Below are 21,025 nucleotides of genomic sequence, written 5' to 3'. Positions count from 1 at the left end.
TGCGCAGGAGTGACGAATGATTGATTGGTGCCATCCCTGCGCAGGCAGGGATCCATATGAGCGTAGCGAATGCCTTTGGTGTTTGGTCAGGTAGTCGGTATGAGCTTTGAGTGTTTACTCTGGCGCGGGGATGGACCACTGCCTTTGCAGGGACGGTGCTCGGCCTTCGCAGGAGTGACGAAATCAACAGCGTCATACCTTGGCAGGAGTGACGAATGATTGATTGTTGTCATCCCTGCGCAGGCAGGGATCCATGTAAGCGCAGCGAATAGCCTTTTGTCCGTTCGCTGCCCAATTCTATATAACTATCGCGGTATGGGCTTTGTTGCATAGCTCCGCAGTGGCGGTTCTTCGGTTACTAGTTGAGCATCGGGGAAGCCCTGCGCCGGTTCGCTACCAAAGACGCTGGCAAAATCTTCTAACAGTGTTGCGGAGATCGCTTGATCTGGTAGTGGCAGGAGCCCGCATAGCTCGGCCCCACCGGCGCGCTCAACATTGGCCGGGCCTGTATTGCTCAGTGCATCTAAGGTTAATTCAAAGGTAAAGCGGTCGCTGAGGCCAATGGTTATGTGGTCGACGATTCGCCCCGTACACACATCTTGAATCAGGGTGTTGCTGACTCTGGGGTTGCTCATGCCAAAGTCCAGAGCGGCAGTTGGCTCCGGTTCATAGGGCTGTACTAGCTCATCCATCATTGTATAAATATTGCTGTAATCTATATTCCCCGGTGTTTCGTCGCCGCTGTTTAAGGCGGTGATAAATGCCGAGTCTTGAGCCATTTGGAAGGCCGCCGCGGGCAGGGGTAGGGGCAGGGCGCCAGTCAGGACTGAGGGCGACATTTGGGTGCCGTGATGGGGCGCCGCCAAGCTGACAATGTCATCTACCATGGGGCGTAAACTGGGCCACCAGGTCACCGCCCAGCGTGGATGTAAGCCACCCTGGCTGTGACCGATCATGTCAATTTTACGGCCGGTATCGGCGTGAATTTGCCGCACAGCATTCACAATATATTCAACGGAGGTTTGTAAATCGTTAAGGCCGCGATCTGGGTAGGTGACGATACAAACGTCGTAACCGCGTTCTTCCAATAATGGCTTGTAGCTCCAGTTGTATTGCTCTTCGCCGTGGGTGAAGGTGCCGTGCACTAGCAATACCACCTCGGTGGCGGGGTGACTCAGTTCGCCGCAAACGAGACCCGCGTTCAAGGTGGCGATGTCTGTTGTTAACGCCGGGTCGCTATTACTCGCGCCATTTGCTGGCGGGCTGCTTCGGGTGCTACTTGTGCTGCTGCCGCCACATGCGGCGAGTATGGCGCAGCTCAATACCGCTGCCGTTGCCTGCAGAAAATTCGTTTTAGTCATAGGGAATAACCTTGTTTCATTTTTTATAAGTTATAGAGCGTGGGGCAATTGCGGTCTGTGAACTGTATAGCAATTGAGGCTAAAAGTTATAGGGTAATAACTTTTAGCCTGTTTCGGCGGGCATGGGCGCAAAAATTAGCTGGGGTTTTCAGGCGAGTATTACGGGGTCGCTGAATTTAGTTCAAATTGACTGTGCTCACCGTTGCCAAGTAGCTGTTCGAGAATCGGCATCACTTCTGCGAGCTGGGTGGCCAGTTGCCACGGTGGGTTAATGACAAACATCGCGCTGCCAAACATGCCGTGCTCGCCTGCTGGCGCCTGTACTGTCAGTTTTACGTGGAGGTAATTCTTGGGTGATAGTGCCTTTAAACGCCGGCCTAAATCCGTGGATTCATCGCGCGGTATCAGTGGGTACCACAGCGCGTACACCCCGTTGGGGAAACGGCGCTGGCTGTCTTTGAGCGCAGTAATGACATTGCGATAGTCGTTTTTGTCTTCATACGGCGGGTCAATTAAGACTAGCGCGCGCTTGCTGGGTGGCGGTAGCAGGGCCTTTAGGCCGGCAAAGCCATCAGAGTCGTTGATGCGGGCGCTGTGGTGAAAGCGCTTGCGCAGATTTTCGTGGTCGTTGGGGTGCAGCTCAAATAAATGGGCTTTGTCTTGCTCGCGCAGTAATTGCAGTGCGATAGCGGGGGAGCCGGGGTAGCCTTCGGCCTCGTCTTTGCAGCAGGCGTTGATGACGTCGAGATAGCGCTGTAACGGCGCGGGAAAATCTTGGCCAGCGGCCGCACTGCGGAGCTTGGCGATGCCGCTATCGAACTCGCGATTTTGCGCGCTAAATGCGCTGGCAAAATGATAAAAGCCCGCACCAGCATGGGTGTCGATATAAGACACCGCCGTGGGCTTTTGCTGTAAATAGTCTAAGCACAATACCTGCACTAGGTGTTTTAACACGTCGGCATGATTGCCGGCGTGAAAGCCGTGACGGTAACTGAGCATGGTGGTAAATCTCGTTAGATGCGCTGAAAAAGCTCAGCGCTGGTGGTAGTCAACGCAAATTTTAACTTCGCTTGCCGCGCCGAGAATAACCGGAACCCGTTGATGAATATGCTCGGGTTGAATGTCGAGAATTTTGCCTTCAGGTGTCCACACTTCACCGCCCGCCTGTTCAACCAAAAAGCCCATGGGATTGGCTTCGTACATTAGGCGTAATTTACCGGCTTGCTCTGGTTTGCGGCTGTCCCAGGGGTAGGTGAATAAACCACCCCGACACAGAATGCGGTGAACATCTGCCACCATCGCAGCCACCCAGCGCATATTAAAGTCTTTGCCCCGTGGGCCTTCTTTACCGAGGAGCAGGTCGCTAATGTAGTGCTGCATGCCAGCAACCCAGTGGCGCTGGTTAGACATATTGATAGAAAATTCTTTGGCCTCGACCGGAATGTTGATGTCAGCTTCGGTGAGCAGATAGCGGTTTTGATCTTGGTCTAGGGTAAACATGGCCACGCCATTGCCAGTACTCAATACCAGCATGACCGAGGGCCCGTACAAGATATAACCTGCGGCGGCTTGTTGGCGGCCCGGCTGCAAAAAATCTTGCTCGGTAACGGCCGCGCTGCCGGTGTGGGGCAGTACCGAGAATATGGTGCCGACCATGCTATTAATGTCGATATTAGAAGAGCCATCCAGCGGGTCAAAGGTGACGAGGTATTGGCCATCGGTGTGGCAGGCAAGCACATCGGGCTCTTCTTCTGAGGCTAGGCCGCGAACCGCAGGTAAGGCCGCCAGGGCATCTTTAATCAAATCATTGGCGATAACGTCGAGCTTCTTTTGGTCTTCGCCCTGTACGTTTTCTGCACCGGCAGCGCCGAGCACACCGGCCAATGCGCCTTTTGCTAAAGCTTGGCTAATGGTGACGCTGACGTCGGCAAGGCCAAGAATGACAGACTGAAGTTCAGTGGGGACAGCGGCGTTGGAAAGAAATTCGGGGAGGGCTGTTCTGCTCATGCAAGAAATTCCGGTAGCGGGCATCAGCGATCTATTATGCCACTGGCGGACCCGTTAAGACAGTTAAGCCGTGTTTGCATGACCTGTAGCAGTGTTTTAACGTATAGGCTCTGGTTTTGAAACCGTTCAAGGTCGACAAGGAGGTCGCCATGAAATACCCCATTGCGCTGTTGAGCGCGGTGTTAACTATTGCTGCGCCAGCAGAGGCCGCGGACTGGCAAGCATGCCGAGCCAAGAAAATTGAAGTTGTTCGTTTAGAGCAGGCCTTGGGTGCGGGTAAAAAGCTAAAAGGCTACGCCAGTGGTGCGGCAATGAAAAAGGCGCGTCGGGCAAAGGAAGATTGGCTGTGGAAACACTGCCGCAGCTACTCGCGGCGGTTGCGGGATGTGGAGCGAGATATGATGTGACCCGCCGAAGGCTTGGCGGGAGACACACAAGAGCAGCCTTGGTCTATTAGCGTGTCTAAAGTGCAGAGCAATACCGACTTCGTTGCTGGGATGGGCCCTTGCCTCCGCAGGGGCGACGCGGGAGTTTTTGTGGGAGCGGGCTCTGCACGGCAGTGTAATTTATTTGGGTCATACCTGCGCAGACCGCTATCCTTTTAAGCGTGGCAGAGTATTGCTTTTGCGGAATGTCTAATAGGGTGGGCCGTTTAGTGGTCGGCCTTGATGTATTGGTTTGTTTTAAGTGCAGAGTGATACCGACTTCGTTGCTGGGATGGGCCCCTGCCTCCGCAGGGGCGACGCCTGAGTCTTTGTGGGAGCGTGATCGGCACTGCAGTGTAATTTACTTGGGTCATACCTGCGCAGACCGCTATCTGTTTACGCGTGGCAGCGTATTGCTTTTGCGGAATGTCTAATGGGGTGGGCCGTGTAGTGGTCTGTCTTGGTGTATTAGTTTGTCTTAAGTGCAGAGTGATGCCGACTTCGCCGCTGGGATGGGCCCGTGCCTCCGCAGGGGCGACGCGGGAGTTTTTGTGGGAGCGGGGTCTGCACGGCAGTGTAATTTACTTGGGTCATACCTGCGCAGACCGCTATCCATTTAAGCGCGGCAGAGTATTACTTTTGTCACTCCTGCGAAGGCAGGAGTCTATCTCAGCAACGAAGCGGCTATTCCCAGCCGCTTAATGCGAAATAACGCGCCGGCGTGGAGGTGCACGCCTTCCGTCCGGCCATTTATCGCCCGGCCAGCATATTCGCCAAGCGATCTACCTCAGCAACGTCGGCCGTTGCTGGCACGAGCTGAATTTCATCGCAGCCAAGGGCCTCGATGGCCGCAATGCCATCTTTAATGGCCATAGGGTCATGCATGGTCATTGTTTTGGCGACCTTGCGGGCCTCCGCTTCGCCAAAGGTTTTTAAATAATCGAAAACGTATTGCTCAAGATTTCCTTGGGCGCCGTCGGCTAGGGAATACCAAAAACCGCCAAGCCGATAAGGCTTTTGTTCGCGTTCAGAGTTTGCCCAAGCCGTGTCGGCAGAGGTGAAAAAGTGGTTGATGAGATCCGCATTGCCATCCATTGCAAAGCCGTAGAGTCCATCTGCCCATTTCGATACCCGCTGAATACTTTTCGGGCCCATGGCGCCAACTAAAATCGGTGGGCCGCCGGCCTGAATTGGGGTGGGGCCGATTTCTTCAAACCCCTCTAATAATTCACCGCGCCAGATTTTCTTCATCGTGGCGATTTGATCGTCCATGCGTTGAAAGCGGTTTGCCATACTCGCGCCAAGGGCTTCGTAGTCTTTCTCGCGGCCACCAACGCCCACGGTGAGGGTGACTCGGCCTTCAGAGAGAATGTCGAGGGTGGCGATTTCTTTGGCAGCCTGCACGGCGCTGTGCATCGGCAGTACGTAAAGCGCCGGAATAATTCTAACGCGCTCGGTAGATGCCGCGGCAAAGGCAAGGATATTGCGCATCTCATAGCTGTGGCCGGTAATACGTTCACCGCAAGACAGGCTGTGGAATGGGCCTTGGTCAATGATGCGACACCAGTCTTTAAAATCTTGGCGACGAATTCCGCGCTGCATATAGGGAAGGCAAACACCAATTTTCATGAGCTATCCTTGTAGTGTTATTTTTATTGCACTATTGCTGTGCGACATTTATGACAGCCGCATTGTGAGGCGGTGACCTGTTGTGCGATTATCGATGACAAGAGCGAATAATGAGATACCCAGTATGGATGACTTTTTAGTTTACGGGATGTTACTGGATGGCAAAGGTGGCGCTAGGCCGATGAGCCATGCAGAAATTGACGTATGGCAGCCGGGCCAAGGCTTGCTGTGGCTGCATTTTGACTACAGCAAGCCCGGCACGCTGAAATGGCTAGAAGAACACAGCGGCTTAGATGACATCGCGATCGCCGCACTGGTCGCTGAAGACACCCGACCACGGGCGACCTCCCACAATGGCGGCTTGCTTATGGCGCTGCGCGGTGTGAATTTAAACCCAGAAGCCGACCCTGAAGACATGGTGTCGATTCGCCTGTGTGTTGATGAGCACCGTATCATAAGCTCGCGCAAGCGCCGCCTGTTGTCGATGGACGATATCGTTCGCAGTTTTAAAGAAGGCGAAGGCCCTGAAACCAGCGCCGAGTTTGTTGCGGTATTGTGTGATCGTTTAGTGCGGCGTATGGCTGGGCCAATCGACAATGCAGAGGACAAAGTCGATGAGTTAGAGGAGTCACTACTGAGCAGTGGTAGAGCAAAATTGCGTAGTGAGTTAGGCCAAGTGCGTCGGCAGTCTATTGCGCTGCGGCGCTATTTGGCGCCTCAGCGCGAGGCCCTGAACTGGGTGCAGACTGAACGCCTGCCCTGGTTTGGCGACGCTCAGCGCCTGCGGGTAAGAGAAGTGGGCGACCGCCTAGCGCAATATATTGAAACTCTGGACAGTATTCGCGAGCGCGCTGCAGTCAGCCAAGAGGAGCTGGTGAATCAGATTTCGGAAGAGTCCAACAGCCGCATGTATGTGTTGTCGATTGTGTCGGCAATATTTTTGCCGCTGGGATTTGCCACCGGCTTGCTTGGTATCAACGTGGGTGGCATTCCGGGTGCCGAGAATCATTATGCCTTTGCTATTTTTATTGGCATTTTAGTGGCCTTGGCTGGTGGCTTGCTGGTTTTCTTTAGGTATAAAAAATGGCTTTAGAATTTGCAGATTTAAGTTTGTTCTCTATTGCACCGTTAAAATGGCCGGGCGTACTCACCACCATTGTCGCTGGGGCGATTATTGGTTTAGAACGACAGATCCGTGGTAAACCAATTGGTATTCGCACGGCGGCCTTAATCTGCTTAGGTACCTATGTTTTTATTGCTATGTCGGTGTCGGTTGGTAATGGCGTTACGGATCCGTCGCGGGTTATTGGCCAGGTGATTACCGGAATAGGCTTTCTTGGCGCGGGCGTGATTTTGTCCCGCGACGGCATGGTCTTGGGGGTCACCTCCGCAGCGGCGATTTGGGTGCTAGCGGCCATTGGCGTAATGATCGGCCTGGATAAATATGGCCCCGCACTGCTAATAGCGTTCGTGGTAGTGGGGGTCTTAGTTGGCGTGGATGTACTGGAAAACAGCTTTCACTCGCTGCGCAAGGGCGTGCATCGGCGGTTGAATGATCGGCGGTATCAGAAGAAACGGGATGATTAAGGGCGGGAGACGCTTGACGGGAGATGGGAGATGGGAGATGCAAAGTTCGCTACCCACTCCGTTGCGGGGATGGACCCCTGCCTTCGCAGGAGTGACGAAATCAACAGCGTCATACCTGCGTAGGCAGGTATCCATATGAGCGTAGCGAATGCCCTTGCATCTCCCATCTCCCGTCCAGCATCAAGCGTTAACCAGCAGGATGCGAGCTCATCACCGCTTCAGCAATACTCTTTATCGGCTCTACCTGATTCATGCTGTAAAAATGAATTCCCGGCGCGCCGCCTTCCATTAGAATATGGCATAGCTCGCTAACAAACTCAGCGCCAAATTCAACGATGCTTTGCTGGTCGTCGCCATAGCCTTCTAATTTTTGTGCTAGCCAGCGCGGAATTTCAGCGCCGCAGTTGCGGGAGAAGCGCGCTAAATTGCTAAAATTAGTGATGGGCATAATGCCAGGGTAAATCGGCTTGTCGATGCCTGCTTTTTCACAGTCTTCTAAGAAGTAAAAATACGCATCGGCGTTAAAGAAATATTGGGTGATGGCGCTATTGGCACCGGCATCCAATTTTGCTTTTAGAAAATGAATGTCAGCCTGATGATTTTTGGCATCGGGGTGCGTCTCTGGATACGCCGCCACTTCCAATTGAAAGTGGTCACCAGTGTGCTTGCGGATAAACTCCACCAGCTCTTTTGCGTAGACTTGGCGTGTTGCGCCCATACCAGAGGGAATGTCGCCGCGCAGGGCAACGATGCGATCTATGCCTGCCGCTTTGTAGTCATTGAGCAGCGTGAGGATTTCAGATTCTTCATCGCCACCAAAGGACAGGTGCGGGGCAACAGACAAACCGGCTTTTTTCGTCTCTAAAACGATATCGCGGGTATTGTCGCGGGTCGAGCCGCCGGCACCGTAAGTCACTGAGAAAAATTCAGGATTCAAGGCCGCCAACTGGCTGCGGGTGTCTTTTAACTTCGCCCGACCGACTTCGGTTTTGGGGGGGAAGAATTCAAAGCTGTAGCGGTTAGCCATTGTGTATTCCGATAGTGTGTTGGAAGCGTCGCGTCTTCCGTATTTGTTAAAGCCGCTCGGCTAGATGCTAGACGGGAGATGGGAGACGCTAAAATTTTGCGTATACCGTCTCCCGTAAAGCGTCTTTCGTTCTTAGTATTTATAACTCTCAGGCTTAAACGGTCCTTCAACTGGCACGCCGATATAGTCTGCTTGGGTCTTGCTGAGCTGAGTCAGTACGCCACCGAAGCCAGCAACCATGTGGGCGGCAACTTCTTCGTCCAACTTCTTGGGTAGCACTTCTACGGTAATCGCAGCGGCTTTTTGCTCTGGTGCTAAGTCGGCGAAACGCAGCGCATACAGGTGAATCTGCGCGAGCACTTGGTTGGCAAATGAGCCATCCATGATACGGCTGGGGTGACCCGTTGCGTTGCCAAGGTTAACCAAGCGACCTTCTGACAGCAGAATTAAATGGTCGTTAGCAGCCTTGTTGCGGTAAACCAAGTGTACCTGTGGTTTAACTTCTTCCCACTCCCAGTTCTTACGCATAAAGGCAGTGTCGATCTCATTGTCGAAGTGACCGATGTTGCAGACTACGCAGCCGTTCTTCAGGGCTTTAAGCATATTGGAGTCGCACACATTGACGTTGCCAGTAGTGGTAACCAGCAGGTCGGTATTGCCCAGCACTAAGGTGTTAACGCAGTTTTCGCTGCCATCGTTTATGCCATTGTTGTAAGGCGAAACCACTTCGTAGCCGTCCATGCAGGCCTGCATCGCGCAGATAGGATCGATTTCGCTGATTTTTACAATCATGCCTTCTTGGCGTAATGATGCTGCAGAGCCTTTGCCCACATCGCCGTAGCCAATAACCAGTGCTTTCTTACCAGACAGCAGGTGATCGGTGCCGCGCTTGATCGCGTCGTTTAGGCTGTGACGGCAGCCGTATTTGTTGTCGTTCTTTGACTTGGTTACAGAATCGTTAACGTTGATGGCGGGTACTTTTAGTTCGCCTTTGGCCATCATCTCTTGCAGGCGGTGAACACCCGTGGTGGTCTCTTCTGTGATGCCGTGAATACGATCCATCATCTGTGGGTATTTCTGGTGAAGCAGGCCGGTTAAGTCACCGCCGTCGTCCAGCACCATATTGGCTTCCCAAGGCTGGCCATCTTTTAAAATGGTTTGCTCAAGGCACCACTCATACTCTTCTTCAGTTTCGCCCTTCCAAGCAAATACCGGAATTCCAGCAGCGGCAATGGCAGCAGCGGCGTGATCTTGAGTAGAGAAAATATTGCACGACGACCAACGCACTTCGGCGCCGAGTTCAATTAAGGTTTCAATCAAAACCCCAGTTTGAATTGTCATGTGAATACAGCCCAAAATCTTGGCGCCAGCCAGAGGCTTGTCAGCGCCGTATTTAGAGCGCATGGCCATGAGTGCAGGCATTTCGCCCTCGGCGATGCTCAGTTCTTTACGGCCCCAAGCGGCAAGGGAGATGTCGGCGACTTTGTAGTCGGTGAAGGTGTTGCTCATGGTGTATACCTCTATAAGCTAAATGCTGGACGGGAGACGGGAGACGCAAATGCGCTCACTCGGTACTCGCCCGAAGTCGGTTAATTAATGCAGCCAGTTTCGCGAAAACGCGTTCAAGCGCTGGTTGCCAATTTTCTTGCTCGTTTATATAGCCTAATTGTGTGGCTATAATTATTTGAGTTTCTAGTTCTGCTAGAGAACCTCTCGCAATATATAAAAAACGCAAAAAATCTTTATCTGATCCTCGGGCGGCGCCTTCTGCGATATTGCTCGGAACACTAATGGCCGAGCGTCGCATCTGGCTGATAAGCCCGAATCGTTCATCTTGCGGAAACGCTGCACTGAATTCATAAACATGATGAACCAGTGCGACAGCGTCCTGCCAAACATCCATTCGTATATGTCGCCGCTCCATGGCAACCCTCCAAATAGTTTTGAGCGGGGTTTAGGCTTTTGCGTATACCGTCTCCCGTCCAGCCTCTCCCGCGCTATAAAGCTGCTTTCAAGGCTTCAGCCCGATCCGTCTTCTCCCAGCTAAACGCGGTCGCAGTCTCAGATTTCTGCTCGCCATTTTCTTTAAAGTTATAGGTCAGCTCATAAGGGTCGCGGCCGAAGTGGCCGTAGGCGGCAGTGGGTTGGTACATGGGGTGAGCCAGGTCCAGCATTTTGGTGATGCCGTAGGGGCGCAGGTCGAATACTTCGCGCACCGCGGCTACCAATTTGGCGTCGCTGACTTTGCCGGTGCCAAAGGTGTTGATGGAAATTGAGGTGGGCTCGGCAACGCCAATGGCGTAGCTCACTTGAATTTCGCAGCGGTCGGCAAGACCTGCGGCAACAATATTCTTAGCAACATAACGGCCTGCATACGCCGCGCTGCGGTCAACCTTTGAGGGGTCTTTGCCTGAGAACGCGCCGCCACCGTGACGCGCCATGCCGCCGTAGGTGTCTACGATGATTTTACGGCCAGTCAGGCCGCAGTCACCAACGGGGCCGCCAATGACGAATTTGCCCGTTGGGTTAATGTGGTATTGGGTGCCAGCGTGAAGTAATTCGGCTGGAATGACATTTTTAATGATTTCTTCACGCACCGCTTCTTGCAGGTCTTTTTGCGAGATCTCAGGGTTGTGCTGAGTAGACAGTACAACGGCATCTACCGCGACAGGTAGGCCATTTTCATAGCGCAGAGTAACCTGACTTTTAGCGTCTGGGCGTAACCAAGACAACACGCCGTTTTTGCGCAAGTAAGCCTGACGCTCTACCAAACGGTGAGAGTAAAACAGCGGCGCAGGCATCAGCGACGGGGTTTCATTGGTGGCGTAGCCGAACATTAAGCCTTGGTCGCCAGCGCCTTGATCTTCTGGGCGGGCGCGGTCGACACCTTGGTTGATGTCAACTGACTGCTTGCCGATGGCGTTTAATACCGCGCAGCTGGCGCCGTCAAAACCAACGTCTGAGCTGTTGTAGCCAATGCCAGTGATCACGTCGCGAATAATGTCTTCTAGGTCGACGTAGCACGAGGTCGTGACTTCACCGGCAACAATCGCCATGCCGGTTTTAACCAGTGTTTCTACGGCAACGCGGGCGTGTTTGTCGCGGGCGATAATCGCGTCGAGTACGGCGTCAGAAATCTGGTCGGCCATTTTATCGGGATGTCCTTCAGACACCGACTCCGAGGTGAAAATACTGTATTCAGACATGGTTGCAAAAGTCCTCTGCTAATTACCGACGCGATTTCAGGCGCTGGGGTTCGGGGTAGGTAAGGTGTAAGGCTCGGCTTTAATAAATTGCCGAACCTGTACGCGAAAGCCATTGAGCTGGGCTAAATAGGCCGCGGCGCCGTCTTGTAATCCGCTGGCCGCTGCCCACTCACTTAAATCATCGGGTTCAAAACCTAGCCACATGTCGCCGCAGGCTTCTCTGGCCCAGCTTTGATCGTGGCGACATAAATCACTAACGCAAAAAAGGCCGCCGGGTTTTAGTAAGCGGGCGGCGTCTTTAAAGATGTCGGCGGGTGACGGTACATGGTGTAAGACCATATTGCACACCACGCAGTCAGCGCTATTTGGCTGTAGCTGCTCGCTGCGGCTGTCGCCTAACACCAGCTCTACGTTTTCCAGCGCCTGTTGGTTTACAAATTCTCCGGCGCGATTCAGCATCGCTTGGGCATTGTCTACCGCGACGACCTTGGTGTAATAAGGCGACAATTCCGCTAAAAATGCGCCTTCGCCAGGGCCAATCTCAATGGCGAGCTCACCGCCTTGGTTCTGGCTGCTGCGCAGTAATTCCATGCAGCTGTGTCCGTAGACATTAAAGGCGACCATTTGCTCTTGCTGCTCGCCAAATTCACTGGCGTGCTCGGCAAAAAAAGCTTGGCAACGTTCGGCGCGCTCGGCGTAGACCTGCTCTAAGCGGTGCTGCTGATCAAGATCCAATTGAATGAGATCGGCGCTGCTGTGTAAGGCGTCGTGTAGCGGCGCTAAATCGGCGAGAGCGGGGGCGTAACTGCGGCGATAAAACAGGCTATTGCCTTCGCGGCGCTTGGTAATTAAACCCGCGGAAGTCAGGGTTTTAAGGTGGTGGCTCATGCCGGACTGCCGGCAATCGAGAATGTGGCAAAGCTCCTGGACCGAGTAGGCGTCGCGACTCAGTACCCGCAAAACCTGCAGGCGCAACATATCGCTACCGGCTTTGCAGAGTTGCAGTAGCTGGTCGTTGCTCGCAGAAATCGCGGTGAGTGGTTGGCTGGCAGTGTTCATGCCGCGCAGTGTAGCAGGCTTTTAATCTATATCAAAATATATTGATATAGGTTTCTTTGGCGTCAGGCTTGTTTAAAGATACTTCAGCCAATCGTTGGTAAATTGGTCAATTTGACCGTAAACGTGTTCAAAGGCTTCCATGCTCTTGCGGTAGGGGTCGGGCACGGCCTGGTTTTGCGACCATTTGCCCAGCAAAAAGGTCTTGCCGCTGACTTGAGGGGCGAGTTCGGTAATGCCTTTGATATGGCGTTGTTCCATCACCAGAATTAAATCTGCTTTTAATAACAGCTCGGCGGTAACTTGCCGTGCCGCATGACCGCTGGCGTCGACACCATTGGCGCTGAGCAATTGACCCGCGCTTGGGTCTATCGGCTTGTCGACCAGGGCGCCGAGTCCGGCCGAGTGTATGGTCAGGCCGGGTTTGTGAGCGAGCTTGTGTTTGAGCAGGTATTCGGCGGTGGGGCTGCGGCAAATATTGCCGATGCATACCATCAATATATTGTTAAACATGGGGTTTGCGACCTGAATCGTTCCTTGAGCCGATGATTTTCGCCGTCAGCTGCTCGCGGTGCAAGTAAAATGGCCATTTTTACGGTTCTGCCATTTGCTGTCTGGGCGCCGGTAGGGGAAAATACCGCCTCTTTATATAGCCGCTTAAGTTAGCGCTTAAGTCACCACTCAGATCTAGGAGCCACCGATGCCCTCACGTAGTGATCTCGCCAATGCCATTCGCGCCTTAAGTATGGATGCCGTTCAAAAAGCCAAGTCCGGCCACCCCGGTGCTCCAATGGGTATGGCAGATATCGCCGAAGTTCTGTGGCGCGACTATTTACAGCACAACCCAAATAACCCTGAGTGGGCTAACCGCGACCGCTTTGTGCTGTCTAACGGTCACGGCTCTATGCTGATTTACTCGCTGCTGCACCTCAGCGGCTACGATCTGGCCATTGAAGATTTACAGCAATTCCGTCAATTACACAGCCGCACCCCCGGCCACCCAGAATACGGTTACACCCCCGGTGTAGAAACCACCACTGGCCCCTTAGGTCAGGGCTTGGCTAATGCCGTGGGCATGGCTGTCGCTGAGAAGGTTCTGGCGGCGCAGTTTAACCGCGACGGCCACAATATTGTTGACCATTACACCTACACCTTTATGGGTGATGGCTGCATGATGGAAGGTATCAGTCACGAAGTGTGCTCGCTGGCCGGGACGCTCGGTTTGGGCAAGCTGATCGCCTTTTATGACGACAACGGTATTTCTATCGACGGCGAAGTAGAGGGTTGGTTTACCGACGATACCCCTGCGCGTTTTGAAGCCTACGGCTGGCATGTTATTGCCGATGTTGACGGTCACAATAGCGCAGAGATCGCCCGCGCAATTGATGCTGCCCGCGATGAAAGTGACAAGCCTACCTTGATCTGCTGTAAAACTGTGATCGGTAAAGGCTCGCCAAACAAACAAGGTAAAGAAGAGTGCCACGGCGCACCGCTAGGCGATGCCGAAATTGCCCTGACTCGCGAAAGCCTCGGTTGGGCCCACGGCCCCTTCGAGATTCCTGAAGAAATTTACGAAGGTTGGAATGCTCAGGAAAAGGGCAAAGCGGCAGAAGCGGCTTGGGACGAAGCCTTTGCTAAGTATGCAGCTGAATACCCAGAGTTGGCCGCGGATCTTAGCCGTCGTGTTAAGGGTGATTTGCCCGCCGACTTTGCCGAAAAGGCCACTGCTTTTATTGCCCAGTGTCAGGCCGACGCCAAAGAAGTGGCTACCCGCAAAGCCTCGCAACTGTGCATTGAAGCCTACGGTGCAATGTTGCCTGAAATTCTGGGCGGTTCAGCCGATTTGGCCGGCTCTAACCTAACCATGTGGAGCGGCGCCAAGCCAATTAGCGCTAAAGACGCCAGCGGCAACTACCTGCACTACGGTGTTCGCGAGTTTGGTATGTCGGCAATGATGAACGGTATTGCCTTGCACGGTGGTTTCATCAATTACGGCGCAACTTTCCTCGTGTTTATGGAATACGCCCGCAACGCCGTGCGCATGGCCGCCATTATGGGCCAGCGGGTGATTCATGTTTACACTCACGACTCCATCGGTCTGGGCGAAGACGGCCCGACTCACCAGCCCATTGAGCAAATCGCCAGCCTGCGCGGTACACCGAATATGTCACTGTGGCGGCCCTGTGACATGGTTGAATCTGCAGTAGCATGGAAGTCTGCTCTTGAGCGTGTTGACGGCCCTAGCGCCTTAATTTTTACTCGCCAAGCATTGCCACACCAGCAGCGTGACGCCGAGCAACTGGCCAATGTCGCTCGTGGCGCTTATGTGTTGAGCGACTGCGAAGGCGAGGCTGAAGCCATCATTATTGCCACCGGTTCAGAAGTGAAATTGGCGATGGCGGCTCAGCAGACTCTCGCTGCTAAGGGCAAAAAGATTCGCGTTGTCTCCATGCCCTCGACCGATGTGTTCGACAGCCAAGACGGCGATTACCGCGAGTCAGTATTGCCTAGCCATATTCCCGCTCGGGTGGCAGTGGAAGCGGCACACCGCGACTACTGGTACAAATATGTTGGTCTGGATGGTCGTATTGTTGGCATGGACAGCTTTGGTGAGTCCGCTCCAGCCGAAGCTCTGTTTGAGTATTTTGGCATTACCACCGAAGCGGTTGTTGAAGCCGTTGAGGATTGCTTGAGCTAATGCTGCGACTGGCCATAAACGGATACGGCCGCATAGGGCGCTGCGTACTGCGCGCCCTATATGAATCACCGCTGCGTGAAACCATGCAGATTGTCGCCATTAATGAACCGGCTGACCTGGCAACGATTGCCCACCTCACCCGCTACGACAGCACCCACGGTCGTTTTATGGGTAAAGTGGAATACCGTCACGGCAGTTTGTTGGTCAACGACGATGTGATTGCGGTAAGCCACCACGAAGAAATCAATAAGCTCGACTGGACCCGTCACAATGTTGATGTGGTGTTGGAGTGCTCGGGGGTGGTGAGTCGCTACGACGACCTTGAGGCGCATATTGTGCAGGGCGCGCGTCATGTGCTGTTGTCGCAACCCGGCGAAGCAGGCACACCGACGATTGTTTATGGTTTGAACCACAGTGAGTTGGACCCTGAACAGCGTATTGTCTCCAATGCCTCGTGTACGACCAATGGCATTGTGCCGGTTATCGACGTGCTGAATAAGGCCTTTGGGGTGCGTTCGGGCTGTATTACCACTATTCACTCTGCGATGAACGACCAGCCCGTGTTGGACGCGTATCACCATACCGATTTGCGCAAAACGCGGGCGGCGGGTTTGTCGATGATTCCGGTAGACACCGGTTTGGCAGCGGGTATTGGTCGTATTATTCCCGAGTTAGATGGCTGCTTTGCGGCGCGGGCAGTGCGTATTCCCACCCACAATGTCTCCGCGATGGAAATGACGGTGAGTCTTGAGGCCGCCGTAACGGTTAACGACGTTAACGCGGCATTGCGTATGGCGGCTGAGGGAAGATTGTCGGGAATCCTCGGGTATAGCGATGAGCCATTGGCCTCATGTGACTTTAACCACGACTCGCGTTCGGCCATTGTTGATGCGGGGCAAACCCGAGTAGTGGGTGATTTGGTGAGTATTTTCAGTTGGTTTGACAATGAATGGGGCTATGCAAATCGGATGTTAGATGTGGTGGCTCACTGGTTGAAGTGACCGGCCTCAGCAAATTTTACTATCAGTAAGGCCCTTCGAGGGCGTGGCGAAACGAGCAGGGAACAAAAGATGAAAGTCATCAAAATGAGTGATGTGGATCTCAGCGGTAAGCGAGTACTGATTCGCGAAGATCTTAATGTACCAATCAAGGATGGTGTGGTGAGTTCCGATGCGCGTTTGCGCGCCGCATTGCCAACATTAAAATTGGCTTTGGCAGCAGGTGCCCAGGTCATTGTTATGTCTCATCTTGGTCGCCCCACCGAAGGCGAGTTTGAAGAGCAGTATTCTTTAAAGCCCGTTGCCGACTATTTAAGCGAGGCCTTAGGCCAAGATGTAGCGCTGCTCAGCGATTGGCAAAACGGCGTGAGCTTGGCTAATGGCCAGCTTGCGCTGCTGGAAAATGTGCGCTTTAACAAGGGCGAGAAAAAAGACGAAGAGTCCTTGTCTAAAGCCTATGCTGCGCTTTGCGACGTGTTTGTGATGGACGCCTTTGGCACCGCACACCGCGCCCAAGCGTCTACTCACGGCGTGGCCAAATACGCGCCGGTCGCCTGCGCTGGGCCACTGCTGGCTAGCGAATTAGAAAACCTAGAGCGCGCGCTGGCTAATCCTGCACGGCCTTTTGTGGCAATTGTTGGTGGCTCCAAAGTCTCGACCAAACTCACCGTGCTAGAAACCCTGTCTGACAAGGTAGATCAATTGATTGTTGGTGGCGGTATTGCCAATACCTTCTTGGCGGCGGCAGGCTTTAACGTGGGCAAGTCCCTGTGTGAACACGACTTGATTCCCAGCGCTAAGGCCCTTATGGAAAAGTGTCATATCCCGCTACCAAGCGATGTGATGACTGGCAAAAAGTTTGACGAGAACGAGCCTGCTACCCTGCGCCCCGTTGAATTTGTTGGCGACGACGATATGATTTTTGATATTGGCCCAGTTTCTGCTGCATGCTTGGCTGAAATACTGAAACAAGCGGGCACTATAATTTGGAATGGCCCCGTTGGCGTGTTTGAGTTCGATCAATTCGCCGACGGCACTGAAGACATCGCCAGAGCAATTGCCGAGTCGTCGGCTTTCTCCATTGCCGGGGGTGGTGATACCCTTGCCGCTGTCGATAAATTTGGCATCGCCGATCAAGTGTCTTACATCTCTACCGGCGGCGGCGCCTTTTTGGAATACGTAGAAGGCAAGGTATTGCCGGCAGTAGCAGTACTAGAAGAACGCGCAAAAGCTTAAGGGAGACGCTGGACGGGAGACGTAAGACGCTGTGCTTTTGCATCTCCCGTCTCCCGTCCGGCATCTAGCAAACAATTAGAAACTTTAAAGGAAATTACCATGGCACTTATCAGTCTACGCCAAATGCTGGACCACGCTGCCGAATACGGTTACGGCGTTCCGGCGTTCAATGTAAATAACTTAGAGCAAACCCGCGCGATTATGGAAGCGGCGCGTGAAACCAATAGCCCCGTCATCATGCAGGCCTCTGCTGGTGCGCGTAAGTATGCTGGTGCGCCCTTTCTGCGCCATATGATTTTAGCGGCGATTGAAGAGTTCCCCGAAATTCCGGTGGTTATGCATCAGGATCACGGCACCAGCCCCGCCATTTGCCAGCGCTCTATGCAGCTGGGCTTTAGCTCAGTAATGATGGACGGCTCGCTGCTTGAAGACGGTAAAACCCCCGCTGAATATGACTACAACGTCGACGTTACCCGTCGCGTAGTCGAAATGGCTCACGCCTGCGGCGTGTCAGTTGAAGGCGAATTGGGTTGCCTAGGCTCATTGGAAACTGGGCAAGCTGGTGAAGAAGATGGCGTTGGCGCGGCGGGTATTTTGTCTCACGATCAAATGCTAACCGACCCAGAAGAAGCCGCTGACTTTGTTGCTAAAACTGGCGTTGATGCGCTGGCCATTGCCTGTGGCACCAGTCACGGCGCCTATAAATTTACCCGTCCACCCACGGGCGATATTTTAGCAATTGATCGTATAAAAGCGATCCACGCACGTATTCCTGATACCCATTTGGTCATGCACGGCAGCTCAAGTGTGCCCCAAGATTGGTTGGCTATTATTAATGAGTTTGGCGGTGAAATTCCCGAGACCTACGGCGTGCCGGTAGAGCAAATTGCTGAAGGAATTAAGTACGGCGTGCGTAAAGTCAATATCGACACTGATTTGCGTTTGGCCAGCACTGGCGCTATTCGTCGTTTCTTGGCGCAGAATCCTAGCGAATTTGATCCGCGCAAATACTTGCAAGAAACCATTAAAGAAATGAAGGCAATTTGTATTGCTCGTTACGAAGCGTTTGGCACTGCGGGTAATGCGTCTAAAATTAAACCCATGAGTCTCGAAGCCATGTATATGGAATACGACTCTGGCCGTTTAAATCCAAAAATTAAATAAGCTGTATTAGAGGGCAGCCAGTTGGCTGCCCTCTTTATTGTTTTCTTCCTTGCTCGTCCCGAAATATTATTTTTATTGCTAATAATTTCCGGCATTTCTACGTTATAAATTCCTATTTTATGTATGTTAAAATAAGGTCCGTTTGGACCTTGTGTTTTAATGTTTATCGAAAAGGTGTTTATGGATATCGCAAAACTGCAGAAGCAATTACAAGCTGAGCACAAAGCATTAGATCAAAAATTTAAATTCATCTCAGAGCTTCAGGCGCTCATGACTAAATATGGTCAAAGTGCAGAAGAGTTAGTCGCTATATTAACCGTTGAACCTGCCGCCGATACCCCACCAGCTAAAAAGCGTGGCCGCAAAGCGGGTGTTAAAAAGGCCGCGCCAAGCATCAAAAAGACCAGTGCTGCCGCCGCGCCTGCAAAGGCTCGTAAGAAAATGGCGCCACGACCACTGCGGAGCTTTAAAAACCCTAAAACCGGTGAAATGACTAAAACTCGCGCGCCACAGGTGGATAAAGTCATTAAAAACTGGGCGCAGGAACTCAAAGTAGACTGGCGTAGCTTGGAAGTTTAATACGCCGCAATGTAAAATGGGGTGATTTACCACCCCAATCGGTTTTCCTGTTAGTGTCAACTCGGTTATTCTTCTCTATTAAATTAAAAGCATGAACTCATTTCTTGGCGCACGCATGTGGCCGGGCGATATTTACAATAAGTAAGGATTCTTTATGCGAATTTTGACCCCGGCAATATTGCTCGTGGCTGTTTTTATCACTGCCTGTGGTGGCAGTTCTACTTCATCATCTGGGCGGGCCAACAACAGCCCTACAGTGCTTGCCGACGCCAGTAGTGGTCGTTTAATAGACAGCCCGGTGATGGGCCTTAAAGCGACAACGAGAACCCATAGTGGCTTTACTGATATCGATGGCAGATTTCTTTATCGTGAAGCGGAAATCGTAAATTTTAGTATTGCTGGTTTGAGCGTGGGCAGCAGTGCAGCTGCGCCGATTCTAACCCTACTCGATTTAGTCCCTGGTGCGCGGGCCGATTACAGTGCGGGCATGAGTTTCGATGACGTGCTCGCTAAATACCCCGCTATTATTAATACCGCGCGTTTTTTGCAGAGCCTTGATGTTGATCGCAATACCGCTAATGGCATTGCCATTCCAGAAGAGGCGGCGCAGTTGATAGCCACATACGCAAGCGAAATTCAATTTTCGGTAAGTGATTTATTTGTGAGCGAAGACAGTCCTGCAGTGAAGTATATTTGTGAGGTGCAGCAGGCGCGTGGGCGTGCGAACTGCGGTCTGGCGAATATCGTTAGCGTTGCAGCGGCGACCGAAGAGCTGAGTGAAACCGAAGCGGCGGTCGCCTCGGGCGCTGCGCTTAATCGCTTGCCGGTTGCGTCGGCAGGTGACGACCAAACATTGGTTGAAGGCGAAACCGTGGTTCTGACAGGCGTCGCTGGCGATGACGAGGGTGGCATAATTGCCATGCAGTGGCAGCACACTGACCGTAATGGCATAGCAAAAAGCAATCCCGTGCAGATCACTGATGCTGGCAAAGTCGAGGCGAGTTTTGTGGCGCCAGAAGTGGTTGCCGACACTATATTGTATTTCAGCTTTACCGTGACCGATGATCAAGGCGGACAGGGTAGCGATATTGTCAATGTACTGGTGCTAGACAACGACAGCGCGCCGATAAATCAAAAGCCGGTTGCGGTAGCAGGTGATAACCAGATTGTGAGTCCTGGTGCCACCGTGATTTTAGACGGTAGCGCAAGCAGCGACGCCGATGGCGAAATTAGCTATAGCTGGCTGCAAACCGGTGACGGTGAGCCAGTGGGCATAGTCAATGGCGGGCAGGCGGTGGCGAGTTTTACTGCACCAAGCCCAGCAGAGAGCGTTAATCTGCATTTTACGCTAACGGTTAGCGACGATCAGGGCGCCAGCGCGAGTGCAGTGGTATCGATACTGGTGAAGGTGGAAGAGGGCACCGGCGGTGAAACCGGTGGCGAGAGCAATCAACCGCCAGTCGCTGACGCTGGCCCAGATCAAAATGTAGAGTCCGGCAGTGTGGTCCGCCTTGACGGCAGCGCAAGTAGCGACCCAGATGTCAGTGATGAGTTGAGCTATACCTGGAGTCAAGATGGCGGTCCCACCGTTACCTTAACTAATCAAAATTCAGTGCAGCCAAGTTTTACCGCGCCAGACGTGGACGATGTCACTGCATTGACTTTTAGCCTTGTTATTAGCGACGCTGACTTAAGTGACAGCGATGGCGTTACGATTACGGTAACACCAAAGCCTGCAGCCTTTAGTGCTTGTCAGCCCACCAGTTTCGATGCGCAAAGCTGCGGCAATGATTTCTGCGCCAGTTTGGCGGCCGAGGGCGTAACCGAACAATGCGCCGCGTTTGTGGGCGACATTGTCAATAATGAAAATTTAGCGGGGCTGCAAGATTGCGCAGGAGATTCCCAAGCCTGCGCGGCATTTTTGCAGGGCGCTTTGTTTGACCAATGCCAAGCGTATTTGGGCGACAATGGCAGCCAGCTGTGCGATCCGTTCGCACAGGGCCTCGAATGAGATTGACGCATGCTTAGCGCAATTTTTGAGCGACAATGACG

General features: G+C 52.9%; 19 protein-coding genes. 9 read left to right on the top strand and 10 right to left on the bottom strand.

What is annotated here, in order from left to right; all coding sequences use genetic code 11:
* Positions 1–305: 305 nt before the first annotated feature.
* The 3 genes from HNQ57_RS09775 to HNQ57_RS09765 all read right to left on the bottom strand — a co-directional run bounded on the left by HNQ57_RS09775 (position 306) and on the right by HNQ57_RS09765 (position 3,368).
* Positions 306–1,361: an esterase/lipase family protein gene (locus HNQ57_RS09775; RefSeq protein ID WP_184462540.1), complete on the bottom strand. Its 1,056-nt coding sequence runs from the start codon at positions 1,359–1,361 to the stop codon at positions 306–308.
* A gap of 159 nt (positions 1,362–1,520) precedes the next feature.
* The gene (locus HNQ57_RS09770) at positions 1,521–2,360 is read right to left on the bottom strand and encodes a 23S rRNA (adenine(2030)-N(6))-methyltransferase RlmJ (RefSeq protein ID WP_184462539.1); all 840 of its coding nucleotides are present in this window, start codon (positions 2,358–2,360) and stop codon (positions 1,521–1,523) included.
* A gap of 33 nt (positions 2,361–2,393) precedes the next feature.
* The gene (locus tag HNQ57_RS09765; protein WP_184462538.1) at positions 2,394–3,368 is read right to left on the bottom strand and encodes a class 1 fructose-bisphosphatase; all 975 of its coding nucleotides are present in this window, start codon (positions 3,366–3,368) and stop codon (positions 2,394–2,396) included.
* A 149-nt stretch (positions 3,369–3,517) separates the two neighbouring features.
* Between HNQ57_RS09765 and HNQ57_RS09760 the strand changes: the two genes are divergently transcribed.
* Complete coding sequence (locus tag HNQ57_RS09760) at positions 3,518–3,775, top strand: hypothetical protein (RefSeq protein WP_184462537.1); 258 nt, start codon at positions 3,518–3,520, stop codon at positions 3,773–3,775.
* A 768-nt stretch (positions 3,776–4,543) separates the two neighbouring features.
* On the opposite strand, the gene HNQ57_RS09755 is transcribed toward HNQ57_RS09760, so the two are convergent.
* Entirely contained in the window at positions 4,544–5,422 is an 879-nt protein-coding gene (locus HNQ57_RS09755; RefSeq protein ID WP_184462536.1) for an LLM class flavin-dependent oxidoreductase, read from the bottom strand.
* A gap of 124 nt (positions 5,423–5,546) precedes the next feature.
* Between HNQ57_RS09755 and HNQ57_RS09750 the strand changes: the two genes are divergently transcribed.
* Together HNQ57_RS09750 and HNQ57_RS09745 are read left to right on the top strand one after the other, a co-directional pair.
* The gene (locus HNQ57_RS09750; protein WP_184462535.1) at positions 5,547–6,515 is read left to right on the top strand and encodes a zinc transporter ZntB; all 969 of its coding nucleotides are present in this window, start codon (positions 5,547–5,549) and stop codon (positions 6,513–6,515) included.
* Positions 6,506–7,009 (top strand): MgtC/SapB family protein, encoded by a 504-nt coding sequence (locus HNQ57_RS09745; protein ID WP_184462534.1) that lies wholly within the window; start codon positions 6,506–6,508, stop codon positions 7,007–7,009. Before HNQ57_RS09750 ends, HNQ57_RS09745 begins: the two co-directional genes overlap by 10 nt.
* 187 nt (positions 7,010–7,196) lie before the next feature.
* Here the strand turns inward: HNQ57_RS09745 and metF are convergent, their stop codons facing one another.
* From metF to HNQ57_RS09715, 6 genes are all read right to left on the bottom strand, one after another.
* On the bottom strand, positions 7,197–8,036 hold the full coding sequence (gene metF, locus HNQ57_RS09740) for a methylenetetrahydrofolate reductase [NAD(P)H] (RefSeq protein ID WP_184462533.1): 840 nt from the start codon (positions 8,034–8,036) through the stop codon (positions 7,197–7,199).
* A gap of 132 nt (positions 8,037–8,168) precedes the next feature.
* Positions 8,169–9,545 (bottom strand): adenosylhomocysteinase, encoded by a 1,377-nt coding sequence (ahcY, locus tag HNQ57_RS09735; RefSeq protein WP_184462532.1) that lies wholly within the window; start codon positions 9,543–9,545, stop codon positions 8,169–8,171.
* A 55-nt stretch (positions 9,546–9,600) separates the two neighbouring features.
* Positions 9,601–9,939 (bottom strand): four helix bundle protein, encoded by a 339-nt coding sequence (locus HNQ57_RS09730; RefSeq protein ID WP_184462531.1) that lies wholly within the window; start codon positions 9,937–9,939, stop codon positions 9,601–9,603.
* Between the two features lie 94 nt (positions 9,940–10,033).
* The gene (gene metK / locus HNQ57_RS09725; protein WP_184462530.1) at positions 10,034–11,242 is read right to left on the bottom strand and encodes a methionine adenosyltransferase; all 1,209 of its coding nucleotides are present in this window, start codon (positions 11,240–11,242) and stop codon (positions 10,034–10,036) included.
* 36 nt (positions 11,243–11,278) lie between these two features.
* A complete protein-coding gene (locus HNQ57_RS09720; RefSeq protein ID WP_184462529.1) occupies positions 11,279–12,301 on the bottom strand; it encodes an ArsR/SmtB family transcription factor in 1,023 nt (340 codons plus the stop codon).
* Positions 12,302–12,373: 72 nt separating this feature from the next.
* The gene (locus tag HNQ57_RS09715; protein ID WP_184462528.1) at positions 12,374–12,811 is read right to left on the bottom strand and encodes a low molecular weight protein-tyrosine-phosphatase; all 438 of its coding nucleotides are present in this window, start codon (positions 12,809–12,811) and stop codon (positions 12,374–12,376) included.
* Positions 12,812–12,998: 187 nt separating this feature from the next.
* Between HNQ57_RS09715 and tkt the strand changes: the two genes are divergently transcribed.
* The 6 genes from tkt (at position 12,999) to HNQ57_RS09685 (ending at position 20,984) form a co-directional block, all read left to right on the top strand.
* Positions 12,999–14,996, top strand: a complete 1,998-nt coding sequence (gene tkt / locus HNQ57_RS09710) for a transketolase (RefSeq protein ID WP_184462527.1) — start codon at positions 12,999–13,001, stop codon at positions 14,994–14,996.
* Positions 14,996–15,997 (top strand): type I glyceraldehyde-3-phosphate dehydrogenase, encoded by a 1,002-nt coding sequence (locus tag HNQ57_RS09705; RefSeq protein WP_184462526.1) that lies wholly within the window; start codon positions 14,996–14,998, stop codon positions 15,995–15,997. The genes tkt and HNQ57_RS09705 overlap by 1 nt, the downstream gene beginning before the upstream one ends.
* Positions 15,998–16,066: 69 nt before the next feature.
* A complete protein-coding gene (locus tag HNQ57_RS09700; RefSeq protein WP_184462525.1) occupies positions 16,067–17,230 on the top strand; it encodes a phosphoglycerate kinase in 1,164 nt (387 codons plus the stop codon).
* A gap of 99 nt (positions 17,231–17,329) precedes the next feature.
* A complete protein-coding gene (fba, locus tag HNQ57_RS09695) occupies positions 17,330–18,394 on the top strand; it encodes a class II fructose-bisphosphate aldolase (protein WP_184462524.1) in 1,065 nt (354 codons plus the stop codon).
* Positions 18,395–18,553: 159 nt separating this feature from the next.
* A complete protein-coding gene (locus HNQ57_RS09690) occupies positions 18,554–18,973 on the top strand; it encodes a hypothetical protein (RefSeq protein WP_184462523.1) in 420 nt (139 codons plus the stop codon).
* A 154-nt stretch (positions 18,974–19,127) separates the two neighbouring features.
* Complete coding sequence (locus tag HNQ57_RS09685; protein WP_184462522.1) at positions 19,128–20,984, top strand: PKD domain-containing protein; 1,857 nt, start codon at positions 19,128–19,130, stop codon at positions 20,982–20,984.
* Positions 20,985–21,025: the final 41 nt, after the last annotated feature.

The sequence above is a fragment of the Zhongshania antarctica genome (assembly GCF_014202945.1).
In the GTDB taxonomy this organism is placed as follows: Bacteria; Pseudomonadota; Gammaproteobacteria; order Pseudomonadales; family Spongiibacteraceae; genus Spongiibacter; species Spongiibacter antarcticus.
This window is presented reverse-complemented; position numbering and strand designations above follow the sequence as displayed.

Excerpts from the sequence above, each read along its gene's own strand:
- HNQ57_RS09775 (WP_184462540.1), bottom strand. The coding sequence starts at position 1,361 with ATGACTAAAACGAATTTTCTGCAGGCAACGGCAGCGGTATTGAGCTGC.
- HNQ57_RS09770 (WP_184462539.1), bottom strand. The coding sequence starts at position 2,360 with ATGCTCAGTTACCGTCACGGCTTTCACGCCGGCAATCATGCCGACGTG.
- HNQ57_RS09765 (WP_184462538.1), bottom strand. The coding sequence starts at position 3,368 with ATGAGCAGAACAGCCCTCCCCGAATTTCTTTCCAACGCCGCTGTCCCC.
- HNQ57_RS09760 (WP_184462537.1), top strand. The coding sequence starts at position 3,518 with ATGAAATACCCCATTGCGCTGTTGAGCGCGGTGTTAACTATTGCTGCG.
- HNQ57_RS09755 (WP_184462536.1), bottom strand. The coding sequence starts at position 5,422 with ATGAAAATTGGTGTTTGCCTTCCCTATATGCAGCGCGGAATTCGTCGC.
- HNQ57_RS09750 (WP_184462535.1), top strand. The coding sequence starts at position 5,547 with ATGGATGACTTTTTAGTTTACGGGATGTTACTGGATGGCAAAGGTGGC.
- HNQ57_RS09745 (WP_184462534.1), top strand. The coding sequence starts at position 6,506 with ATGGCTTTAGAATTTGCAGATTTAAGTTTGTTCTCTATTGCACCGTTA.
- metF (WP_184462533.1), bottom strand. The coding sequence starts at position 8,036 with ATGGCTAACCGCTACAGCTTTGAATTCTTCCCCCCCAAAACCGAAGTC.
- ahcY (WP_184462532.1), bottom strand. The coding sequence starts at position 9,545 with ATGAGCAACACCTTCACCGACTACAAAGTCGCCGACATCTCCCTTGCC.
- HNQ57_RS09730 (WP_184462531.1), bottom strand. The coding sequence starts at position 9,939 with ATGGATGTTTGGCAGGACGCTGTCGCACTGGTTCATCATGTTTATGAA.
- metK (WP_184462530.1), bottom strand. The coding sequence starts at position 11,242 with ATGTCTGAATACAGTATTTTCACCTCGGAGTCGGTGTCTGAAGGACAT.
- HNQ57_RS09720 (WP_184462529.1), bottom strand. The coding sequence starts at position 12,301 with ATGAACACTGCCAGCCAACCACTCACCGCGATTTCTGCGAGCAACGAC.
- HNQ57_RS09715 (WP_184462528.1), bottom strand. The coding sequence starts at position 12,811 with ATGTTTAACAATATATTGATGGTATGCATCGGCAATATTTGCCGCAGC.
- tkt (WP_184462527.1), top strand. The coding sequence starts at position 12,999 with ATGCCCTCACGTAGTGATCTCGCCAATGCCATTCGCGCCTTAAGTATG.
- HNQ57_RS09705 (WP_184462526.1), top strand. The coding sequence starts at position 14,996 with ATGCTGCGACTGGCCATAAACGGATACGGCCGCATAGGGCGCTGCGTA.
- HNQ57_RS09700 (WP_184462525.1), top strand. The coding sequence starts at position 16,067 with ATGAAAGTCATCAAAATGAGTGATGTGGATCTCAGCGGTAAGCGAGTA.
- fba (WP_184462524.1), top strand. The coding sequence starts at position 17,330 with ATGGCACTTATCAGTCTACGCCAAATGCTGGACCACGCTGCCGAATAC.
- HNQ57_RS09690 (WP_184462523.1), top strand. The coding sequence starts at position 18,554 with ATGTTTATCGAAAAGGTGTTTATGGATATCGCAAAACTGCAGAAGCAA.
- HNQ57_RS09685 (WP_184462522.1), top strand. The coding sequence starts at position 19,128 with ATGCGAATTTTGACCCCGGCAATATTGCTCGTGGCTGTTTTTATCACT.